Source organism: Fibrella arboris (genome assembly GCF_041321095.1).
Lineage (GTDB): Bacteria > Bacteroidota > Bacteroidia > Cytophagales > Spirosomataceae > Fibrella > Fibrella arboris.
In genome coordinates this window covers 41,255-55,241 of record NZ_JBGGWE010000006.1, presented here as the reverse complement: position 1 = coordinate 55,241, position 13,987 = coordinate 41,255, and the positions used below count along the sequence as shown (strand labels likewise).

The following is a 13,987-nucleotide window of genomic DNA, read 5'->3' as shown; positions in this document are numbered from 1 at the left end:
AGGTGGGTTTAATGAAACTGATACTGGTTCCGGTGGGTAGTTACGGTGTCTGGATGTGGCTGGCTCGCATTGAGTGCCGTTACGTAGCTTTTCAGTAGCCAGTTGGGCCACGCGGCTGCCGGCTCGGCTAGTGGCAGGAACAGCCGGGATAGCCAGGCTAGTGTCAGGGCTAGCAGGCCTGCCAGGTGAACCCCATTCAGGGGCTGTGGTTGCAGTAAACCCATCGGGGCCATAAACCAGGTGATCAACTGGACACTGCCGCCATAGACCAGCCCAAAAAGTCCCGTACCAACCAGGGCCAGGGGTAGTCTTCGCAGCGGCTTCGACTGAAGGATCGGCAGGGCAAATTGACTGGCGGTCAGAAAAGCCACACCCATCAATACGAGTGTTGTGTCACTAGCCAGCCAGGTTTTCCCGCTGGAAACGGCGAAACAGAAACTGCCGGTTAACCCGCACACAAGGGCAGCGCCAAAGGCAGGCGGACTGGGTGGATAGCCCTGGTCTAGCCGTTTTTCCTGAGCCGCACTGCCGCTGGAGAGGAACAGATACGCCTTGAAGAGACCATGCCAGACCAGGTGGGCAACCGCAGCCGGGAATAGACCCAGTCCGCACTGCATAACCATAAAACCCATCTGCCCCATGGTTGAACAGGCCAGCATCCGTTTTACATCCGGTTGCATGAGCTTCCACAAGGTGCCCAGCAGGGCGGTGCCAAATCCAAGGACGACCAGCACCGTCAGCAGCACTGGACGTTGCAGATACAGGGGCGCAAAGCGAGCGAGTAAAAACCCACCGCCGTTGATTAGCCCGGCGTGCATGATGGCCGAAACCGGCGTGGGCGAATTGAGCGAGCTAAGCAGCCAGCGGTGGAAAGGCCAAATGGCCGACTGGGTCATGGCACCCAGCAGCAGGAGGCTCAAAGCCAGCCAGGTAGTGGAAGAACCCGTAGGCTGGTGAATCAGGGCCTGGATGCTGGTTTCTCCGGTTGTTTTATAAAATAGTATGAAAGCACTGGCTACCCCTACGGCTCCCCAGACGAAGTTTTTTGTGGCCAGCCATCCGGCGGCTTTGGCCGCTTGCCAGCTGGTTTTATGAATCATTAATCGGACTAGCAACCCGTTACTCAGGCACCAGCTCACCAGCAGCAGCAGCAGATGATCCGCACTGACCATAAGCATGACCGAGCCGATCAGTGCCGCCAGTCGACTGAAAAAGAGTCGGTACTGCGTATCGCCTTGCAGATACCGATACGCAAAGCTGGCAACGCATACCCCAATGAAGACAACCAGTGCCATCAGGGTTATAGCCAGCCGGTCAAGATGGAACAGATTATCGGGTAAAAATCGGGTCATTATACGTTTGTTTATAAGTTATACTTGTTTCAACGCTCAAATGTATTAGCTTTCCTGATATTAGAATAACTCGAAATTTTAATACTTCACATTAGAAAATCTTATGAATATCGATACCATTGCCTTGCAGTGTTTCATTGCCGTTGCCGAAACGGGAAGTTTCACCAAAGCGGCCGAACGGGTAAGCCGCACCCAATCAGCAATTAGTCAGCAGATAACCAAGCTGGAGCACTTATTAGGGAAGGTGTTGCTGATACGGGGTAAAGCCTTCACGCTGACACCCGAGGGCGAAATTTTTCTGGGGTATGCACGTCGGATTTTTGCGCTTCACCGGGAAGCGCTTGACCGGTTTAAAGAGCCGGAATTAGAGGGGGAAGTGCGCTTTGGCCTTCCCGAGAATTTCGCCAGTGTTTATTTATCTGACGTGTTGGCCGATTTCTCCCGAATTCATCCCAGAATTCTGCTTAACATCGAATGTGATTTGACACTCAATCTATTCGATCGTTTCAGGAAGAAAGAGTTTGATCTGGTACTGGTGAAGATGAACCAGCCAGAAGATTTCCCCAACGGTCTGGATGTGTGGTCGGAGCCGCTCAGATGGGTGGGCGATGCAAGCCTGATAGACCTGAAAAAGCCCGTCCCGCTGGTGCTGGCTCCCCAGCCCTGCGTTTATCGGGCTTCGGCCATTCAATCCTTACAGGAGGCTGGCCGTGCCTGGCGGCTGGTTTTTTCCAGCCCCAGTTATGCCGGGGCGGTTGCGGCCGTACGGGCGGGAATGGGCATATCAGTCATGCCCCAAACCATGATCCCCGATGATTTGCAGGCCCTGGATACGGTCTGGCTACCTCATCTGGCCGATACGCATGTATCCTTGATTAAACATACGGCAAACAACCCGGCCATTAATACGCTGGAAAAATTTGTCCTTCACAAATTGAAGCATTGAACGGTATGGATAGGTAGCCCTGTTTGGTGTCTTGTCCTTGATCTGCTCTTGACTGTTGGTCGAAAAACTGATGTCAAACGTAGACTATCCACAAACCACCAATCGTATCCATTGATCCGCGTACCCATCCAATCTGCATACTTATCCCTTTAAATCCCAAAATCCGCGTGCCATAGGCCCATTCGTGTGCTATTTAGTTGTAGCTACATGTTCAAAGACCGGCGGCTGGCCATTATCTTCCTGATTGTCTTGCTCGATGTGGTAGTTGGCTCAGCGACCGGACCCGTCCGACCCGAATTCGTCAAAGATCTCTCAAATCCAGAGTGGTGGCTGTCGGTTGGTACGGCGCTGTTTTTGGGCGTACAACTGATTTCGGCGCCGTTACTGGGGAAACTGTCCGATTCGCTGGGCCGCAAACCGCTGGTGATCGTATCGGCGGTAGGTACGTTGGCGGCCAATCTCCTGCTGATTCCCATCAAAGCCGGTTTTTTCTTCGCTAACCGCATCAGCGACGGCCTTACCAACGGGATGTACGCCCTGATGCGCTCGTCGGTAACCGACCTGTCGCCCGACGAAGAGCTGGCTAAAAACAGTGGCTACATCAGTACGCTGGTGTCGCTGGGGCACGTTTTTGGACCGATGGTGGCGGGGCTGGCGCTTTTCTTCGTCAACGATAAATCGAGTCAGGCGAAGCTGGTCGTGTGGGTGCTGATTGCCCTCAGCGTGGTGAACGTTGGCGTGGTACTGCTGATGAGCGAAACCACAAAGCAGCGCAGTAAGCTCGACTGGCAAGCCGTTTGGCAGGAGGTAGGAGCCAACCTGAACGTGGCAAAGCTCTGGAAACGCCTGTCTGACAAAGACAAAGAACACCCTGGGTTCCGGTTCCTGACCATCCTGATGCTGCTGGCAACGCTGCAACTGGGGTATCAAACGTACTTTATTACGTACCTGGCGCTGAGTCCGCTGAAGTTCGATGCGCAGAAGATCTCGTTCTTCTTCGTTTATTTCGGTGGCCTGAGCGCAGTGAGCAATCTGCTGTATTTCAAATATCTAGTCGATAAACTCAACAAGCGTACCGTGCTGATCGTCATTACGTTCGTAGGTGTAGGCATGCAGTTGATCTATGCCAATGTAGGTACGTCGACGGTGCTGTTGTACACTGCCGTGGCGGTCGATGCGCTGCTGGTGTCGCTCATCAACGGGCTACTGAGTGGTTTCCTGGCCAAGCTTACCTCCGATGAGGACCGGGGCGAATTGTTCGGTCTCAATCAGGCGCTGACCGGTATGGCCAGCCTGGCTACCACACTCGTCTACGGCGGATTGGCAACCATCCAGCTTAGCCTGCCTTTCTATTGGTTTGCCGTCAGCCTGCTGGCGCTGGGTATCCTGTGCTGGCGACTGCCGAAATGATGTTGAGTCATCTGTCTTCTGTTTACTGTTGCGCTGCTGTATCACCATGCTTGCTGAGTAGCAGTGCAACAGTAAACAGTAAACAGCAGACAGATGACGTAATTCATAACAATTCGCCTACCGCCTTCCGAATATTTTCTGCCATACGCTCGGTGGGCAGGTCGTTGGCGTCGGTGCCGAAGGGGTCTTCAATTTCTTCGGCAATCAGTTCAAGACTGGCCAGCACATAGAACACGATGACCACCACCGGAATAACCCAATAGTGGAGCGACAGCACGTACCCAAGCGGCAGGGTAAGGCAGTAGACCGCCACGAATTTTTTCAGGAATGACGAGTACGAGTACGGAATGGGCGTCGTATGAATGCGCTCGCAAATACCGCAGATTTCGGTGAACGAACTGAACTCACCGTTCAGGATCAGCAGATGCTCGGGCCGTAACGTACCCGCCTGATACAGTTCATCCATTTTGCTGAACAGATACATAGCTACCTGATTGGGTACGTGTTCAGCAGGCTTCAAACTGGCGGGGTCGAAGCCGGGGCAGGCCGTGAGGTCACTGGCCTGAAAATCACCACGCAGATGATTTTTCAGGGCGAAGGCGTAATTCGGGATCATAGCCCGGAAAAAAGCCCGACTATCCACATCGGTTGGCCCCAGCATGTGAACAAGTTTTAGCGCCAGGTTCCGCGAGTTGTTGGTCAGGCTCCCCCAGGCTTTGCGCCCTTCCCACCAGCGGTCGTAAGCGGTATTGGTGCGAAAAACCAGCAGGGTCGAAATCACAAACCCCAGCAACGAGTGCATGATGGCAATGTTTTTCAGGTCTGAATCGGGGCCGGGGTGAACGTATTCAATCACTACATAGGCTACTGCGCCACAATAGGCAGTCATAGCCAGCAGTACCGGGCCCAGTTTCCGGGCGGTATCGCCTTTATGCAGGGAGAAGATGTACCGAAGCCACTCTTTGGAATCATAATCAACCATAGGGCGAACGAGTGAATGGCGAAAGAGCGAAGAAATGGTGTTGACTTGACTGTTATTGAGCAACGGCGCTCACTCTTTCGCTCGTTCACTCCTTATCTCTTTTTCCATTTCAATAAAGGAAAGCGGCACTTTGGGCTGGCCAAAGCGGTCGGGGTCGTCTGGAAAAGGGTGAACGACTCCGGTTGGCTGAAAACCGCGCCGTTCGTACCAGGCAATCAGTTCGTGGCGTTGCGAAATTACGGTCATCGTTACGGCCCGGCATTGGCTGTCGCGCGCATATTGCTCGGCGGCTTCGAGCAGCTGCCGGCCTATACCGCCTGCCTGCACATCTGGCGCAACCGTGAGCATACCCAGATACAGGTCGCCGCTTTTCTGTTCCAGGTACACGCAACCCAGTAGCTGATTGTCTTTAACGTACCTGAGAATGGTAGCGTTGGGGTTGGCAAACTGCTCGGCTAAGGTTGCTTCGGTTGTGCGAATGCCGCCCAGCAGGTCGGCTTCGGTGGTCCAGCCCTGGCGTGAGCTGTCGCCCCGGTATGCACTGTTAACCAACTGATTCAGCGCCGGGATATCATCAGTTGTGGCGGGGCTGATAAACGGATTCGTCATGGAAGAAAACAGGTCAGGCCCGTACCGTTAGTCTGTCGGTGCGGGCCTGATGCTTACTGATTTACAAAGAATTATAACGTGTCGGTGGCGGCTGGGGCTACCGGTGGTGGCGGCGATGCCTGCTGCATTTGCTGTTGCGGCTGCCCCTGCGGTGCCTGGTACTGCTGGCCTGGAACGCCATACTGACCCGGTGCCGGACCAACCGTTTCGACGGCTGTAATGTAGTATTTCGTATCGCCATTCCAGGGTAACCGGAGGATCTTCTCCTCATAATGCAGCGTCACGCGCTGGCCCGATTTCACCGCGTCGGTAATTTGTTTGGCAATGGCATCGTCTTTCACCGAGAAATCGAAAAACTGGGGTGTCAGTGAGCCGGTTTCGCCCGAGAAACCGCCTACGTTCAATACGCCTTCATAGGTTTTGAAGAGATAACCCCGGCGGCTGAACTTCGAAATGGTGCCGGCCCGTTCGCCATCCGAAAAGCTCCAGCCTGTCAGGAGGTATAAAACGCCGAAAACCAGCAGGATAAAAACAAGCAGGTACGTGAAAAAGCGCATATGCGGTAGTGGTTAGATGTTGCCCACAAAACAACAACAATTTCAGACATAGTGGTACAACCCTAACAAGAACCCTAACTTAAGGGTTTGAAATCCACCTAAACTGGTTAGCCTGTGAATCACCTCTTCCCCTATATCGAGCGGACGCTGCTGCACCCAGACGTTACGATCACGGAGCAATACGACGCCCTCGATGAGGTCAATCAACTGGGTTTGGCCGGTTTAGTGGTTGCTCCGTTCTGGGTAAAAAAGCACCGTCGCGAACTGGGCGACAACCATCCGGCAACGCTCACGGCCGTTATTGGCTACCCATACGGCTACCAGCGCACCGAAATAAAACAGCAGGAGCTGGAACTGGCCATGGCCGACGGGGCCAACGCCGTGGAGGTCGTGCTGAATACGTCGGCCCTGTTTTCGCCGACATCGGTCTGGCTCAAGATCGAACTGGTTAAGCTGGTGGCAGCCGCCCATGCCCGTGAGTTGCCGTTGACGGTAGTGGTGGAATCGGCCCTGCTGGATGAGGATCAACTGCTGAAAATGATCAAAACAGCCACCGATGCCGGAGCCGATGGCTTGAAGAATGCAACCGGCGCACTGCCAGGTACGTTGTCGGTGCCGTTTTCGTTGACAAAAGCACTGGCGTTTCGGGCCAGCGTACCCGGCTCGGTTACGGTCAGTATCGTAGCTGACGGGGCTACCGAGTCGGAATTAGAGGCGCTCGTGGCCGCAGGGGTAGGCCGGTTATCTATGAAAAATTTATCATTTGATACATAAACTTTCAGTTGCCCACGCAACCCGGCAAGTGACCTGTTCCGTACTACATAACGAACCGGTTCAACTGTTCAACGCAGTAAGTAAGGAGTACCGTTGTGGCCGAAAGTAATTGCTTTCGCCAAACAGATAAACGACCCTCATGGCTCAAACGCCTCAGCTATTGCCCCTTTCCGACCTGCTGGCAGGTTGTCTGCGCCAGCACCGGCGCAGTCAGGAAGTGCTGTACCGGCAATTTTATGGGTACGCCATGGGGGTTTGTTTACGCTACACACAAACCCGTGAAGAAGCCGTCGAAGTGTTGAACGATGGGTTCCTGAAGGTTTTTACGAAGTTGAATCAATACGATCCGATGCAGCCATTCAAACCCTGGCTGCGGCGAATTCTGATCAACACGGCCACCGATTATTACCGGCAGGCCGTTCCGCACTATTATCAGAAAGACCTCCAGGCGGCCGAACAGGAAAAAAGCAAGGAGGCCGATGTGCTGAGCAACATGGACTATGAGTACCTGCTAACACTGGTGAAACAACTCACGCCCGCCTACCGGATTGTGTTCAATCTGTATGCTATTGATGGGTACAGTCATGATGAAATAGCGACGCAGCTGGGCATCTCGGTGGGTACGTCGAAATCAAATCTGGCAAGGGCGCGGGAAAATCTTCGGCAGATGTTGCAAAAAAAAACAAACGATGAGTATGGAAGAGTGGCCCGATGACCATCTGGACGAACTCTTCAGAAAATCGGCTGAAGAGTTCGACGCCCAATTCAATGCCGATGATTGGGCTGACATGAGCCGTCGTTTAGACGAGAATGATCGGCAGATGGTGTTTGATCGGATAAGTCGGTGGGGGGGAATTAGCGCCCTGGTGCTGCTGTTGCTGAGCGGACTTGGCTGGATGATGTACGATAAAAAACCGGCCGATGCGCATCGACAACCAGTAATTACGTTATTGACACCGGCCAGTAAACCGGCTGGTCGCTCTGCCGAAAGCGGCCAGCCTGGTAACTTCAATGCTGTACCTGAACGGCAGGTGACCAAGACGCCACAGCCGAATGACGTTGACAAGCGGCCTGCACATACAGAAGGTAAACAGGAGGACCTGGCAGCAAAAAAAAGTGTAAGTGCCCCCGCCGACCGGCAACCAGCAAACACTACTGATGACCGGACAACGACGACGGGAAAGCAGAAAGCTGCCCCGGCCATTGAGGCGTTTTCTATACGGGACGCGGGTCGGGCGATTCATGAAAAGCCGCTTACCGTCGCGGCAGAGCCGTTGGCTACCCGATCAGTGAAAAGGCGCGGCCCCCGGCAACCGGTAACCGGGTCCGGTACGCCCCCGGTCGGAACGCCTGTTGAGGGGCCCCGTGCTGCGGCCACTGATCAGTTGGATAAAACGGTTCAGGTACGAAAATGGAGCCCGGTTGCTTCGCCCAATCCAGATAGCGGTTCGCCCGATGCGGGCGAACGGATCGAAACGCAACCTGATCTGGTAACAAAATCACCTATTGCCGCGGAGCCCGCCAGTAGGCAGGCCCCGGACAATGGTCCCTGGTTGCCTGTGTTGACAAAGGCAACCAGCCAGAGCAGCCTGGTGCAACAGGTACGTTCGGCTACGGAACCAGCGCTGCCGGCGGCAACACCTGGTTCGCGGAGCGTTCTCAAGCTATCGCGGTTGAGTGTACTGCTGTTTGCTTCGCCCGATCTGTCGGGCGTTGGGCTGACTAACTTCGAACGGCCCGGCACAAACGCGGGGCTTGCCATTCAATATCAGCTTACCGACCGATTGAGCGTTAACACAGGGGCGATGTACAGCACCAAACGGTACCAGAGTTATTCAGACAATTATGTCTGGCCCAGCTACATGAATATGGAGGTCTGGCCTGACGATATCTCCGGGGTCTGCAAAATGATTGATATTCCCCTGAACATCCGGTACGACTGGCTGCTTCGGCGGCGTGGCGACGGGCGGGCACCGGCGCGTTGGTTCACCAATGCCGGCCTAACCAGTTATTTTATTCGTCACGAAGTATATAGTTACGAGTACGCCAACCCTGCTGACCCTAAAATCAAGTCGTGGGGATGGGATAACCAGAAAGCGGGCCGGCCGGGTGGTTCGTTCGGGTTTAGTAATCTCAATCTATCGATAGGCTATGAACGCCCGATCACCAATCGGTTATCGTGGCAGGTTGAGCCTTTCATGAAGATTCCGCTGAAGCAGGTGGGCTATTTCAAGGTCAGATTATTAAGCACTGGTGCGTTTGTAGGCCTTCGGTACCGTCTTTGAAATTGCTAATTCATTCTTATCTGTACGTCTTTTCAACCCAACAACATGGCTGATTCAGCAACAAACTCAATTAACGCCACGCCCCAGGCAAAGGCAGAAACAACCGTTTCTCGCGGCGAATTCATTCGTAGCCTGGGCATGAGCAGCGCGGCCCTGATGGCCTTTTACTGCATGGGTACGTTGTCGTCCTGCAAAGGCAGCAGCGACCCGTCGCCCGCTGTCATCACGCCGGGTACCGGCGGCTCAGGTGTCACGGGCAACGCCAGCACAAGCGGTGGAGCGATCAATTTTACCATTGATCTGTCGAACTCAAATTTCACCGGGCTAAAAACAGCCGGGGGCTATGTGAGTGTGGGCGACATCATTGTTTTCAACGCGTCCGGCTCTTACAAGGCCTTGAGCCGGATCTGTACACACCAGGGCGGAAACTTGATTTATTCGGCTTCGAGCAATGATCTGATATGCGATTTACACTCAAGCCACTTCACGATCGACGGCGCACCGAAAAGCCAACCTGTTGGCGGTGGCACCATCACCGCGGTGAAAGCCTACTCTACCTCCCTGTCGGGTAATTCGCTGACGGTAAAAGCGTAGCTTGCACATCGGCAGCTCCTGATCCGTCGGGAGCTGGCACCAACACCTTTCTGACTTCTGACGTACTGGCAGTTATGATTCGATTCCTATCCGTCGGCCTCATTTGTTGGCTGACCGTTACCGTCACGCAGGCACAGGATACCACGCGGGTTGCCCCCGTAGCTGCCGATACAACAAAGCCAGCCACTCAATCAGCTGAGGAGTTGCTCGGCAGCCTGACCGATTCCATTCCGGAGGCTCCCCTACTGCCCGATCATATGCTGATCACGCAGCGGCTTTTCTGGGGAAAGAAAGGGCTCATGCGCCTGACCAACGCGTCGCCACTGACAACAGAAGGGCGGAGCAATGAATTGAAGGTGCGGCGTACCATGCTGAAACTGCACCAGATCGGCGGTTTTGTTACGCTGGCGGGGTTTATCGCGCAGGGAATCATCGGCTCACAACTTTATAAAGCCGATGCCAGTGACTACCGCCGGTTGAAGGACCTGCACGAAGGGATGGCTACGGCGATCAATATTTCGTATGCCACAACGGCGTTGCTCTCACTGACGTCGCCACCACCCGCCGTAGGGGCACGGCGGGGCTTGAGCACGATCAAGCTGCATAAGTATCTGGCCATTGTGCATATGGCTGGTATGGTTGCCACGAATATCCTGGCCAGTCAGATTGGTAAGAACTCCGAACTAAAACCCTATCACCGGGCGGCCGCCTACACCACGTTTGGGGCGTTTGCTGCGGCCATCGTTGTGCTGAAATTCTGATTTAAGTAGCGCCGAAGCTCCAGCTTCGGTAGTATGAAGTAGGTATTTAACACCCGAAGCTGGAGCTTCGGCGCTACGCTCCTATGAACCGTCTGTCAATTCTCCTGCTGCTCGCCCTGTCGAGCTTCATCCCGCGTGCTCTGGCTCCGAAAAAATTGATGGTCGACAAGAGCAAATCGACGGTGACCTATTCGATGGTACACCCCATGCATAAATGGGAGGGAGTCAGCCACGATGTCAATGCGGCTATGGTATATGATGATGCGTCGAAGCAGATTCAGAACGTAGCCGTGGCTATCCGCGTCGCTTCGTTCGATAGCCAGAACCAGAACCGGGATTCGCACATGGTCGAGGTCCTCGACGGTATCAAATACCCGACTGTGACGTTTACCAGCCAGGATATTAAAACCAACGCCGATGGGACCCTTACGGTCAATGGCAAGCTGACTTTTCACAACGTGACCAAACCAGTTACCGTGCAGGTAACGCGTCGTGAGTCGGGCAACCAACTGCTGATGAACGGTAAGTTCGATCTGAAATTGACAGACTACGCCATTGAACGGCCATCACTATTGGGCATTGCCACTGACGATCAGTTCGGCCTGGCTTTTGTGCTGGTATTCAACCAATGAGCCGACCTAGGGTTGTTGCCCGTTCCACTCACGGATGTTGTCGGCCACTCGGTTCATCAGGATTTTACGCGCTTCCACGCTGCTCCAGGCAATGTGTGGGGCCAGGATAATGCGTTCCGGGTACGTCATTGTCAGGTAGGGATGGGTCGCGGGCATTGGTTCCTGCTCAAACACATCGACACCGGCGCCAGCCAGTTTCCGCTCGTCGAGGGCGCGTGCCAGATCGGCCTCGTTCACCATACCGCCCCGGCTAAGCAGAAGCAGAAAAGCAGTTGGTTTCATCTGGACTAATTCGCTGTACGTTAACAAATTAATGGTCTTGTCGGTCAGCGGCGCATGGACCGAAACGACATCCGATGTGCTTAGCAATTCGGCTAGTGATACCGCCCGATAAGGCACATCGTAGGTACGTCCCGAGGCCGAAAAATAAACAACGGTAGCACCAAAGGCCGTAGCGATCTGCGCCACCTGCCGACCAATAGCCCCCAACCCGATAATGCCGAACTGCATGCCGCTCAATTCACGGAACGGGCGGCCCAAGTGCGTAAAGATTGTTTCACGACTGTACTCCCCCGCTTTCACATAGCGATCGTAGTAGGCCGGCGAATTCATCAGCGACAGGAGCATGGTGAAGCTTACCTGTGCTACACTGTGTGTAGAATACCCGCTGACGTTCTTCACGGGAATACCCCGTTCGGCCGCCGCCTTCGTGTCAATGTTGTTGGTGCCCGTGGCGGCTACACAAATCAGGTTAAGGTCGGGGCAGGCAGCGAGCACTTCACGTGTGATCCGCACTTTGTTGGTAATGACCACATCGGCACCCTGTAGCCGCTCGGCTGTCTGGTCGGGCGCCGTATCCGGGTAGGTGATGAACGTACCTCCGGTAGCTGCGGCTAACTGATCAAACGGGGTCAGGTCAGGTTCGGTGCCAACGGTGCGGGCATCCAGAAAAACGATGGTCATGGGGGAGGGGAATGGCAAGTGTCAGGTTCCAGGTTTCAAGTGCTTTGCTCATCTGTCAGTTGGCTAATGAGCGAAGCACTTGAAACCTGACACTTGACATCTGAAACTCATTTGTTAAGTAGTGGATGTTCGGTTTTGATCTTTTCCTGGAGCTTCAGGAAACCGTCGATCAGGGCTTCGGGGCGGGGTGGGCAGCCAGGTACGTATACATCGACGGGAATGATCCGGTCTACGCCTTTTACCACGTGGTAGCCATGTTGCCAGTAGGGGCCACCGCAGTTGGCACACGAACCCATCGAGATCACGTAGCGGGGTTCGGCCATCTGTTCATACAGGCGGCGAATCCGGTCGGCCATCTTGTAGGTAACCGTTCCCGATACGATCATAATATCGGCCTGACGGGGCGAGGGGCGCGGAAAGATGCCGAACCGTTCCAGGTCATAGCTCGATGTCATGGCGCCCATCATCTCAATGGCACAACAGGCAAGTCCGAATGTTAGTGGCCAGAGCGACGAAGACCGCGACCAGTTGAGGAGTTCTTCGGTCGTGAGAAACATCACGCCGGGATCGGCAGCTTTATCCATATCTGAGAAACCTCAACGGCCATACCGTTCGTTCACCTGCTGATAGAGTTCGGGCGGAACCGATGAGTCGACGGTAGGGAGTTGTGGCCTTGGCTTCTCCCAGTCAAGGTACCCTTTGGCCCAGGCGTAGGCCAGACCCAGGGCCAGCACGAAAACGAAAACAAACGCTTCGGTCAACGCAAACCAGCCCCAAAGCCCGTCGGTTTCGGCAATGAGCGTCGCCTGCCCAAACACCGTTGCCCAGGGGAACAGGAAAACAAGCTCCACGTCGAACAGCACGAAAACCAGGGCGATGACGTAGAACCGGGGATTGAACTGGATGTTGGCGTTCCCTACCGCCTCTTCACCCGACTCATACGTGGTCAGCTTCTCTTCGCCAGGCCGGTCGGGACGCAGCAATTTTCCGACCAGTAAAATGCCGATAATGAACGCAAAAGCGGTCAAAATAAAGAGCAGCATGATACCGAAGTCGGATAGCATAGGTCAGGGAGTGTAGCTAAGGTCACCTCGCGTAGGTAGACTATGGGGCAGCACAACGCTTACTGCCCACTGCTCAGCTACTTTCTATAAAAGTTATAGATAAGTGATACCTGGAAAGCGCGGTTTTGCAGGGTGCTGTTTACCGTCTCCGGGATTTTGGTGGTGCCGTAAACGTACCTGAGATTCAGGCTAAGCTTGTCGACCATGTCCAGAAAGTCGTAATGTATACCGAAGGCGATCCCTAAATCGCGGTTCGATTGTGGCCCATTGGGTGTGCTGACAGCCCAGCTAAACTCGGGACCGGCCTGAAGCGTAAGGCCTTCCACGGGAATATAGCCGAGCATGATTGGCAGGCTCACATAGTTGAAATTGTTTTCGGTCGTGGTCCGGTTGGTTGAAGCGATCTGAAGCTGTTGGTAGGTGCCGCCCTTAATCTGATACAGTAACTCAGGCTGAATCACAAATTTGGTGAACCGGTAGCGGTACATAATACCCAGATGAAAATCCAGCTTCTGCTTCGGAATGGTGGGCGATACTCCCTGGATAGGTGCGCTGGTAAGCGATGGGCCAATTTTAAAACCAAAATGGCCGTAGTTCAATAACGCACTGGGGCCGTATCCACCGGGCGCATAGATTGGCCGTTTAGACGCAACGGAAGTGGTTGAAGTAGACACTGAATCGGGCGACGGGGTAACCGGGGCGGCCGACAACGAGTCGGAGACGGTCTGGGCCAGACTACCTAAAGGCAACAGGACAACCACGACGCAGGTAAAAAGCTGATGGAGACGCATTGTAACGAGAAAAATGATAGGACCTACGAGAAGCAGACCCTCCCAGAACGCCAGACGTTGGTATTTGGTACCACAAAGTTGGCGTAAAAAAGGTTAATAACCGTTGCCTGTGCCAGATTGACGTATGAGCTGGCAGGTTTAATGGTACGCAGATTGAAGGGATTCGACCGATTTGCACGGCTTTTGGATTGAAGCCCATTGGTTCGGCCGAAACAGAGCAAGTGTAGTTTAAGTTTAAATCTAGGAACCTGCGTAGATCTGTTTAAT

Annotated in this window: 16 protein-coding genes; 8 read left to right on the top strand and 8 right to left on the bottom strand. The window is 54.1% G+C overall.

Going from position 1 to position 13,987, the window contains the following annotated elements; genetic code table 11:
• Nucleotides 1-8 precede the first annotated feature (8 nt).
• Complete coding sequence (locus tag ACAW75_RS12295; protein WP_370729026.1) at nucleotides 9-1,352, bottom strand: proton-conducting transporter transmembrane domain-containing protein; 1,344 nt, start codon at nucleotides 1,350-1,352, stop codon at nucleotides 9-11.
• 103 nt (nucleotides 1,353-1,455) lie between these two features.
• Between ACAW75_RS12295 and ACAW75_RS12290 the strand changes: the two genes are divergently transcribed.
• Both ACAW75_RS12290 and ACAW75_RS12285 read left to right on the top strand, forming a co-directional pair.
• Nucleotides 1,456-2,298, top strand: a complete 843-nt coding sequence (locus ACAW75_RS12290; protein ID WP_370729025.1) for a LysR substrate-binding domain-containing protein — start codon at nucleotides 1,456-1,458, stop codon at nucleotides 2,296-2,298.
• A gap of 207 nt (nucleotides 2,299-2,505) precedes the next feature.
• Nucleotides 2,506-3,708 carry an MFS transporter gene (locus ACAW75_RS12285; protein WP_370729024.1) on the top strand — a complete coding sequence of 401 codons (1,203 nt, stop codon included), beginning with the start codon at nucleotides 2,506-2,508 and terminating at the stop codon, nucleotides 3,706-3,708.
• Between the two features lie 103 nt (nucleotides 3,709-3,811).
• Here the strand turns inward: ACAW75_RS12285 and ACAW75_RS12280 are convergent, their stop codons facing one another.
• From ACAW75_RS12280 to ACAW75_RS12270, 3 genes are all read right to left on the bottom strand, one after another.
• Nucleotides 3,812-4,690 carry a bestrophin family protein gene (locus ACAW75_RS12280; RefSeq protein ID WP_370729023.1) on the bottom strand — a complete coding sequence of 293 codons (879 nt, stop codon included), beginning with the start codon at nucleotides 4,688-4,690 and terminating at the stop codon, nucleotides 3,812-3,814.
• Nucleotides 4,691-4,759: 69 nt separating this feature from the next.
• Complete coding sequence (locus ACAW75_RS12275; protein WP_370729022.1) at nucleotides 4,760-5,299, bottom strand: GNAT family N-acetyltransferase; 540 nt, start codon at nucleotides 5,297-5,299, stop codon at nucleotides 4,760-4,762.
• A gap of 71 nt (nucleotides 5,300-5,370) precedes the next feature.
• Nucleotides 5,371-5,856, bottom strand: coding sequence for a DUF8785 domain-containing protein (locus ACAW75_RS12270; RefSeq protein ID WP_370729021.1), 486 nt, complete (start codon nucleotides 5,854-5,856; stop codon nucleotides 5,371-5,373).
• Nucleotides 5,857-5,970: 114 nt separating this feature from the next.
• Between ACAW75_RS12270 and ACAW75_RS12265 the strand changes: the two genes are divergently transcribed.
• From ACAW75_RS12265 to ACAW75_RS12240, 6 genes are all read left to right on the top strand, one after another.
• The gene (locus ACAW75_RS12265; protein ID WP_370729020.1) at nucleotides 5,971-6,630 is read left to right on the top strand and encodes a deoxyribose-phosphate aldolase; all 660 of its coding nucleotides are present in this window, start codon (nucleotides 5,971-5,973) and stop codon (nucleotides 6,628-6,630) included.
• A 139-nt stretch (nucleotides 6,631-6,769) separates the two neighbouring features.
• Nucleotides 6,770-7,345 carry an RNA polymerase sigma factor gene (locus tag ACAW75_RS12260; protein ID WP_370729019.1) on the top strand — a complete coding sequence of 192 codons (576 nt, stop codon included), beginning with the start codon at nucleotides 6,770-6,772 and terminating at the stop codon, nucleotides 7,343-7,345.
• Nucleotides 7,326-8,915, top strand: coding sequence for a porin family protein (locus ACAW75_RS12255; protein WP_370729018.1), 1,590 nt, complete (start codon nucleotides 7,326-7,328; stop codon nucleotides 8,913-8,915). The genes ACAW75_RS12260 and ACAW75_RS12255 overlap by 20 nt, the downstream gene beginning before the upstream one ends.
• A 45-nt stretch (nucleotides 8,916-8,960) precedes the next feature.
• Entirely contained in the window at nucleotides 8,961-9,509 is a 549-nt protein-coding gene (locus ACAW75_RS12250) for a Rieske 2Fe-2S domain-containing protein (protein ID WP_370729017.1), read from the top strand.
• Nucleotides 9,510-9,583: 74 nt separating this feature from the next.
• Nucleotides 9,584-10,270, top strand: coding sequence for a hypothetical protein (locus tag ACAW75_RS12245; protein ID WP_370729016.1), 687 nt, complete (start codon nucleotides 9,584-9,586; stop codon nucleotides 10,268-10,270).
• A gap of 83 nt (nucleotides 10,271-10,353) precedes the next feature.
• Nucleotides 10,354-10,902 carry a YceI family protein gene (locus tag ACAW75_RS12240; protein WP_370729015.1) on the top strand — a complete coding sequence of 183 codons (549 nt, stop codon included), beginning with the start codon at nucleotides 10,354-10,356 and terminating at the stop codon, nucleotides 10,900-10,902.
• A gap of 6 nt (nucleotides 10,903-10,908) precedes the next feature.
• On the opposite strand, the gene ACAW75_RS12235 is transcribed toward ACAW75_RS12240, so the two are convergent.
• The 4 genes from ACAW75_RS12235 to ACAW75_RS12220 all read right to left on the bottom strand — a co-directional run bounded on the left by ACAW75_RS12235 (nucleotide 10,909) and on the right by ACAW75_RS12220 (nucleotide 13,720).
• Nucleotides 10,909-11,865 (bottom strand): D-2-hydroxyacid dehydrogenase, encoded by a 957-nt coding sequence (locus tag ACAW75_RS12235; RefSeq protein ID WP_370729014.1) that lies wholly within the window; start codon nucleotides 11,863-11,865, stop codon nucleotides 10,909-10,911.
• A gap of 107 nt (nucleotides 11,866-11,972) precedes the next feature.
• On the bottom strand, nucleotides 11,973-12,449 hold the full coding sequence (locus tag ACAW75_RS12230) for an NADH-quinone oxidoreductase subunit B (RefSeq protein ID WP_370729013.1): 477 nt from the start codon (nucleotides 12,447-12,449) through the stop codon (nucleotides 11,973-11,975).
• A 12-nt stretch (nucleotides 12,450-12,461) separates the two neighbouring features.
• Nucleotides 12,462-12,929: an NADH-quinone oxidoreductase subunit A gene (locus tag ACAW75_RS12225; RefSeq protein ID WP_370729012.1), complete on the bottom strand. Its 468-nt coding sequence runs from the start codon at nucleotides 12,927-12,929 to the stop codon at nucleotides 12,462-12,464.
• 77 nt (nucleotides 12,930-13,006) lie between these two features.
• Nucleotides 13,007-13,720, bottom strand: a complete 714-nt coding sequence (locus ACAW75_RS12220; RefSeq protein WP_370729011.1) for a porin family protein — start codon at nucleotides 13,718-13,720, stop codon at nucleotides 13,007-13,009.
• Between the last annotated feature and the right edge of the window lie 267 nt (nucleotides 13,721-13,987).

Bases quoted from the DNA above. Each gene is read 5' to 3' on its own strand.
- ACAW75_RS12250 (WP_370729017.1), top strand. From the start codon at position 8,961: ATGGCTGATTCAGCAACAAACTCAATTAACGCCACGCCCCAGGCAAAG.
- ACAW75_RS12230 (WP_370729013.1), bottom strand. From the start codon at position 12,449: ATGGATAAAGCTGCCGATCCCGGCGTGATGTTTCTCACGACCGAAGAA.
- ACAW75_RS12235 (WP_370729014.1), bottom strand. From the start codon at position 11,865: ATGACCATCGTTTTTCTGGATGCCCGCACCGTTGGCACCGAACCTGAC.
- ACAW75_RS12290 (WP_370729025.1), top strand. From the start codon at position 1,456: ATGAATATCGATACCATTGCCTTGCAGTGTTTCATTGCCGTTGCCGAA.
- ACAW75_RS12295 (WP_370729026.1), bottom strand. From the start codon at position 1,352: ATGACCCGATTTTTACCCGATAATCTGTTCCATCTTGACCGGCTGGCT.
- ACAW75_RS12275 (WP_370729022.1), bottom strand. From the start codon at position 5,299: ATGACGAATCCGTTTATCAGCCCCGCCACAACTGATGATATCCCGGCG.
- ACAW75_RS12260 (WP_370729019.1), top strand. From the start codon at position 6,770: ATGGCTCAAACGCCTCAGCTATTGCCCCTTTCCGACCTGCTGGCAGGT.
- ACAW75_RS12240 (WP_370729015.1), top strand. From the start codon at position 10,354: ATGAACCGTCTGTCAATTCTCCTGCTGCTCGCCCTGTCGAGCTTCATC.
- ACAW75_RS12220 (WP_370729011.1), bottom strand. From the start codon at position 13,720: ATGCGTCTCCATCAGCTTTTTACCTGCGTCGTGGTTGTCCTGTTGCCT.
- ACAW75_RS12280 (WP_370729023.1), bottom strand. From the start codon at position 4,690: ATGGTTGATTATGATTCCAAAGAGTGGCTTCGGTACATCTTCTCCCTG.
- ACAW75_RS12225 (WP_370729012.1), bottom strand. From the start codon at position 12,929: ATGCTATCCGACTTCGGTATCATGCTGCTCTTTATTTTGACCGCTTTT.
- ACAW75_RS12255 (WP_370729018.1), top strand. From the start codon at position 7,326: ATGGAAGAGTGGCCCGATGACCATCTGGACGAACTCTTCAGAAAATCG.
- ACAW75_RS12285 (WP_370729024.1), top strand. From the start codon at position 2,506: ATGTTCAAAGACCGGCGGCTGGCCATTATCTTCCTGATTGTCTTGCTC.
- ACAW75_RS12245 (WP_370729016.1), top strand. From the start codon at position 9,584: ATGATTCGATTCCTATCCGTCGGCCTCATTTGTTGGCTGACCGTTACC.
- ACAW75_RS12270 (WP_370729021.1), bottom strand. From the start codon at position 5,856: ATGCGCTTTTTCACGTACCTGCTTGTTTTTATCCTGCTGGTTTTCGGC.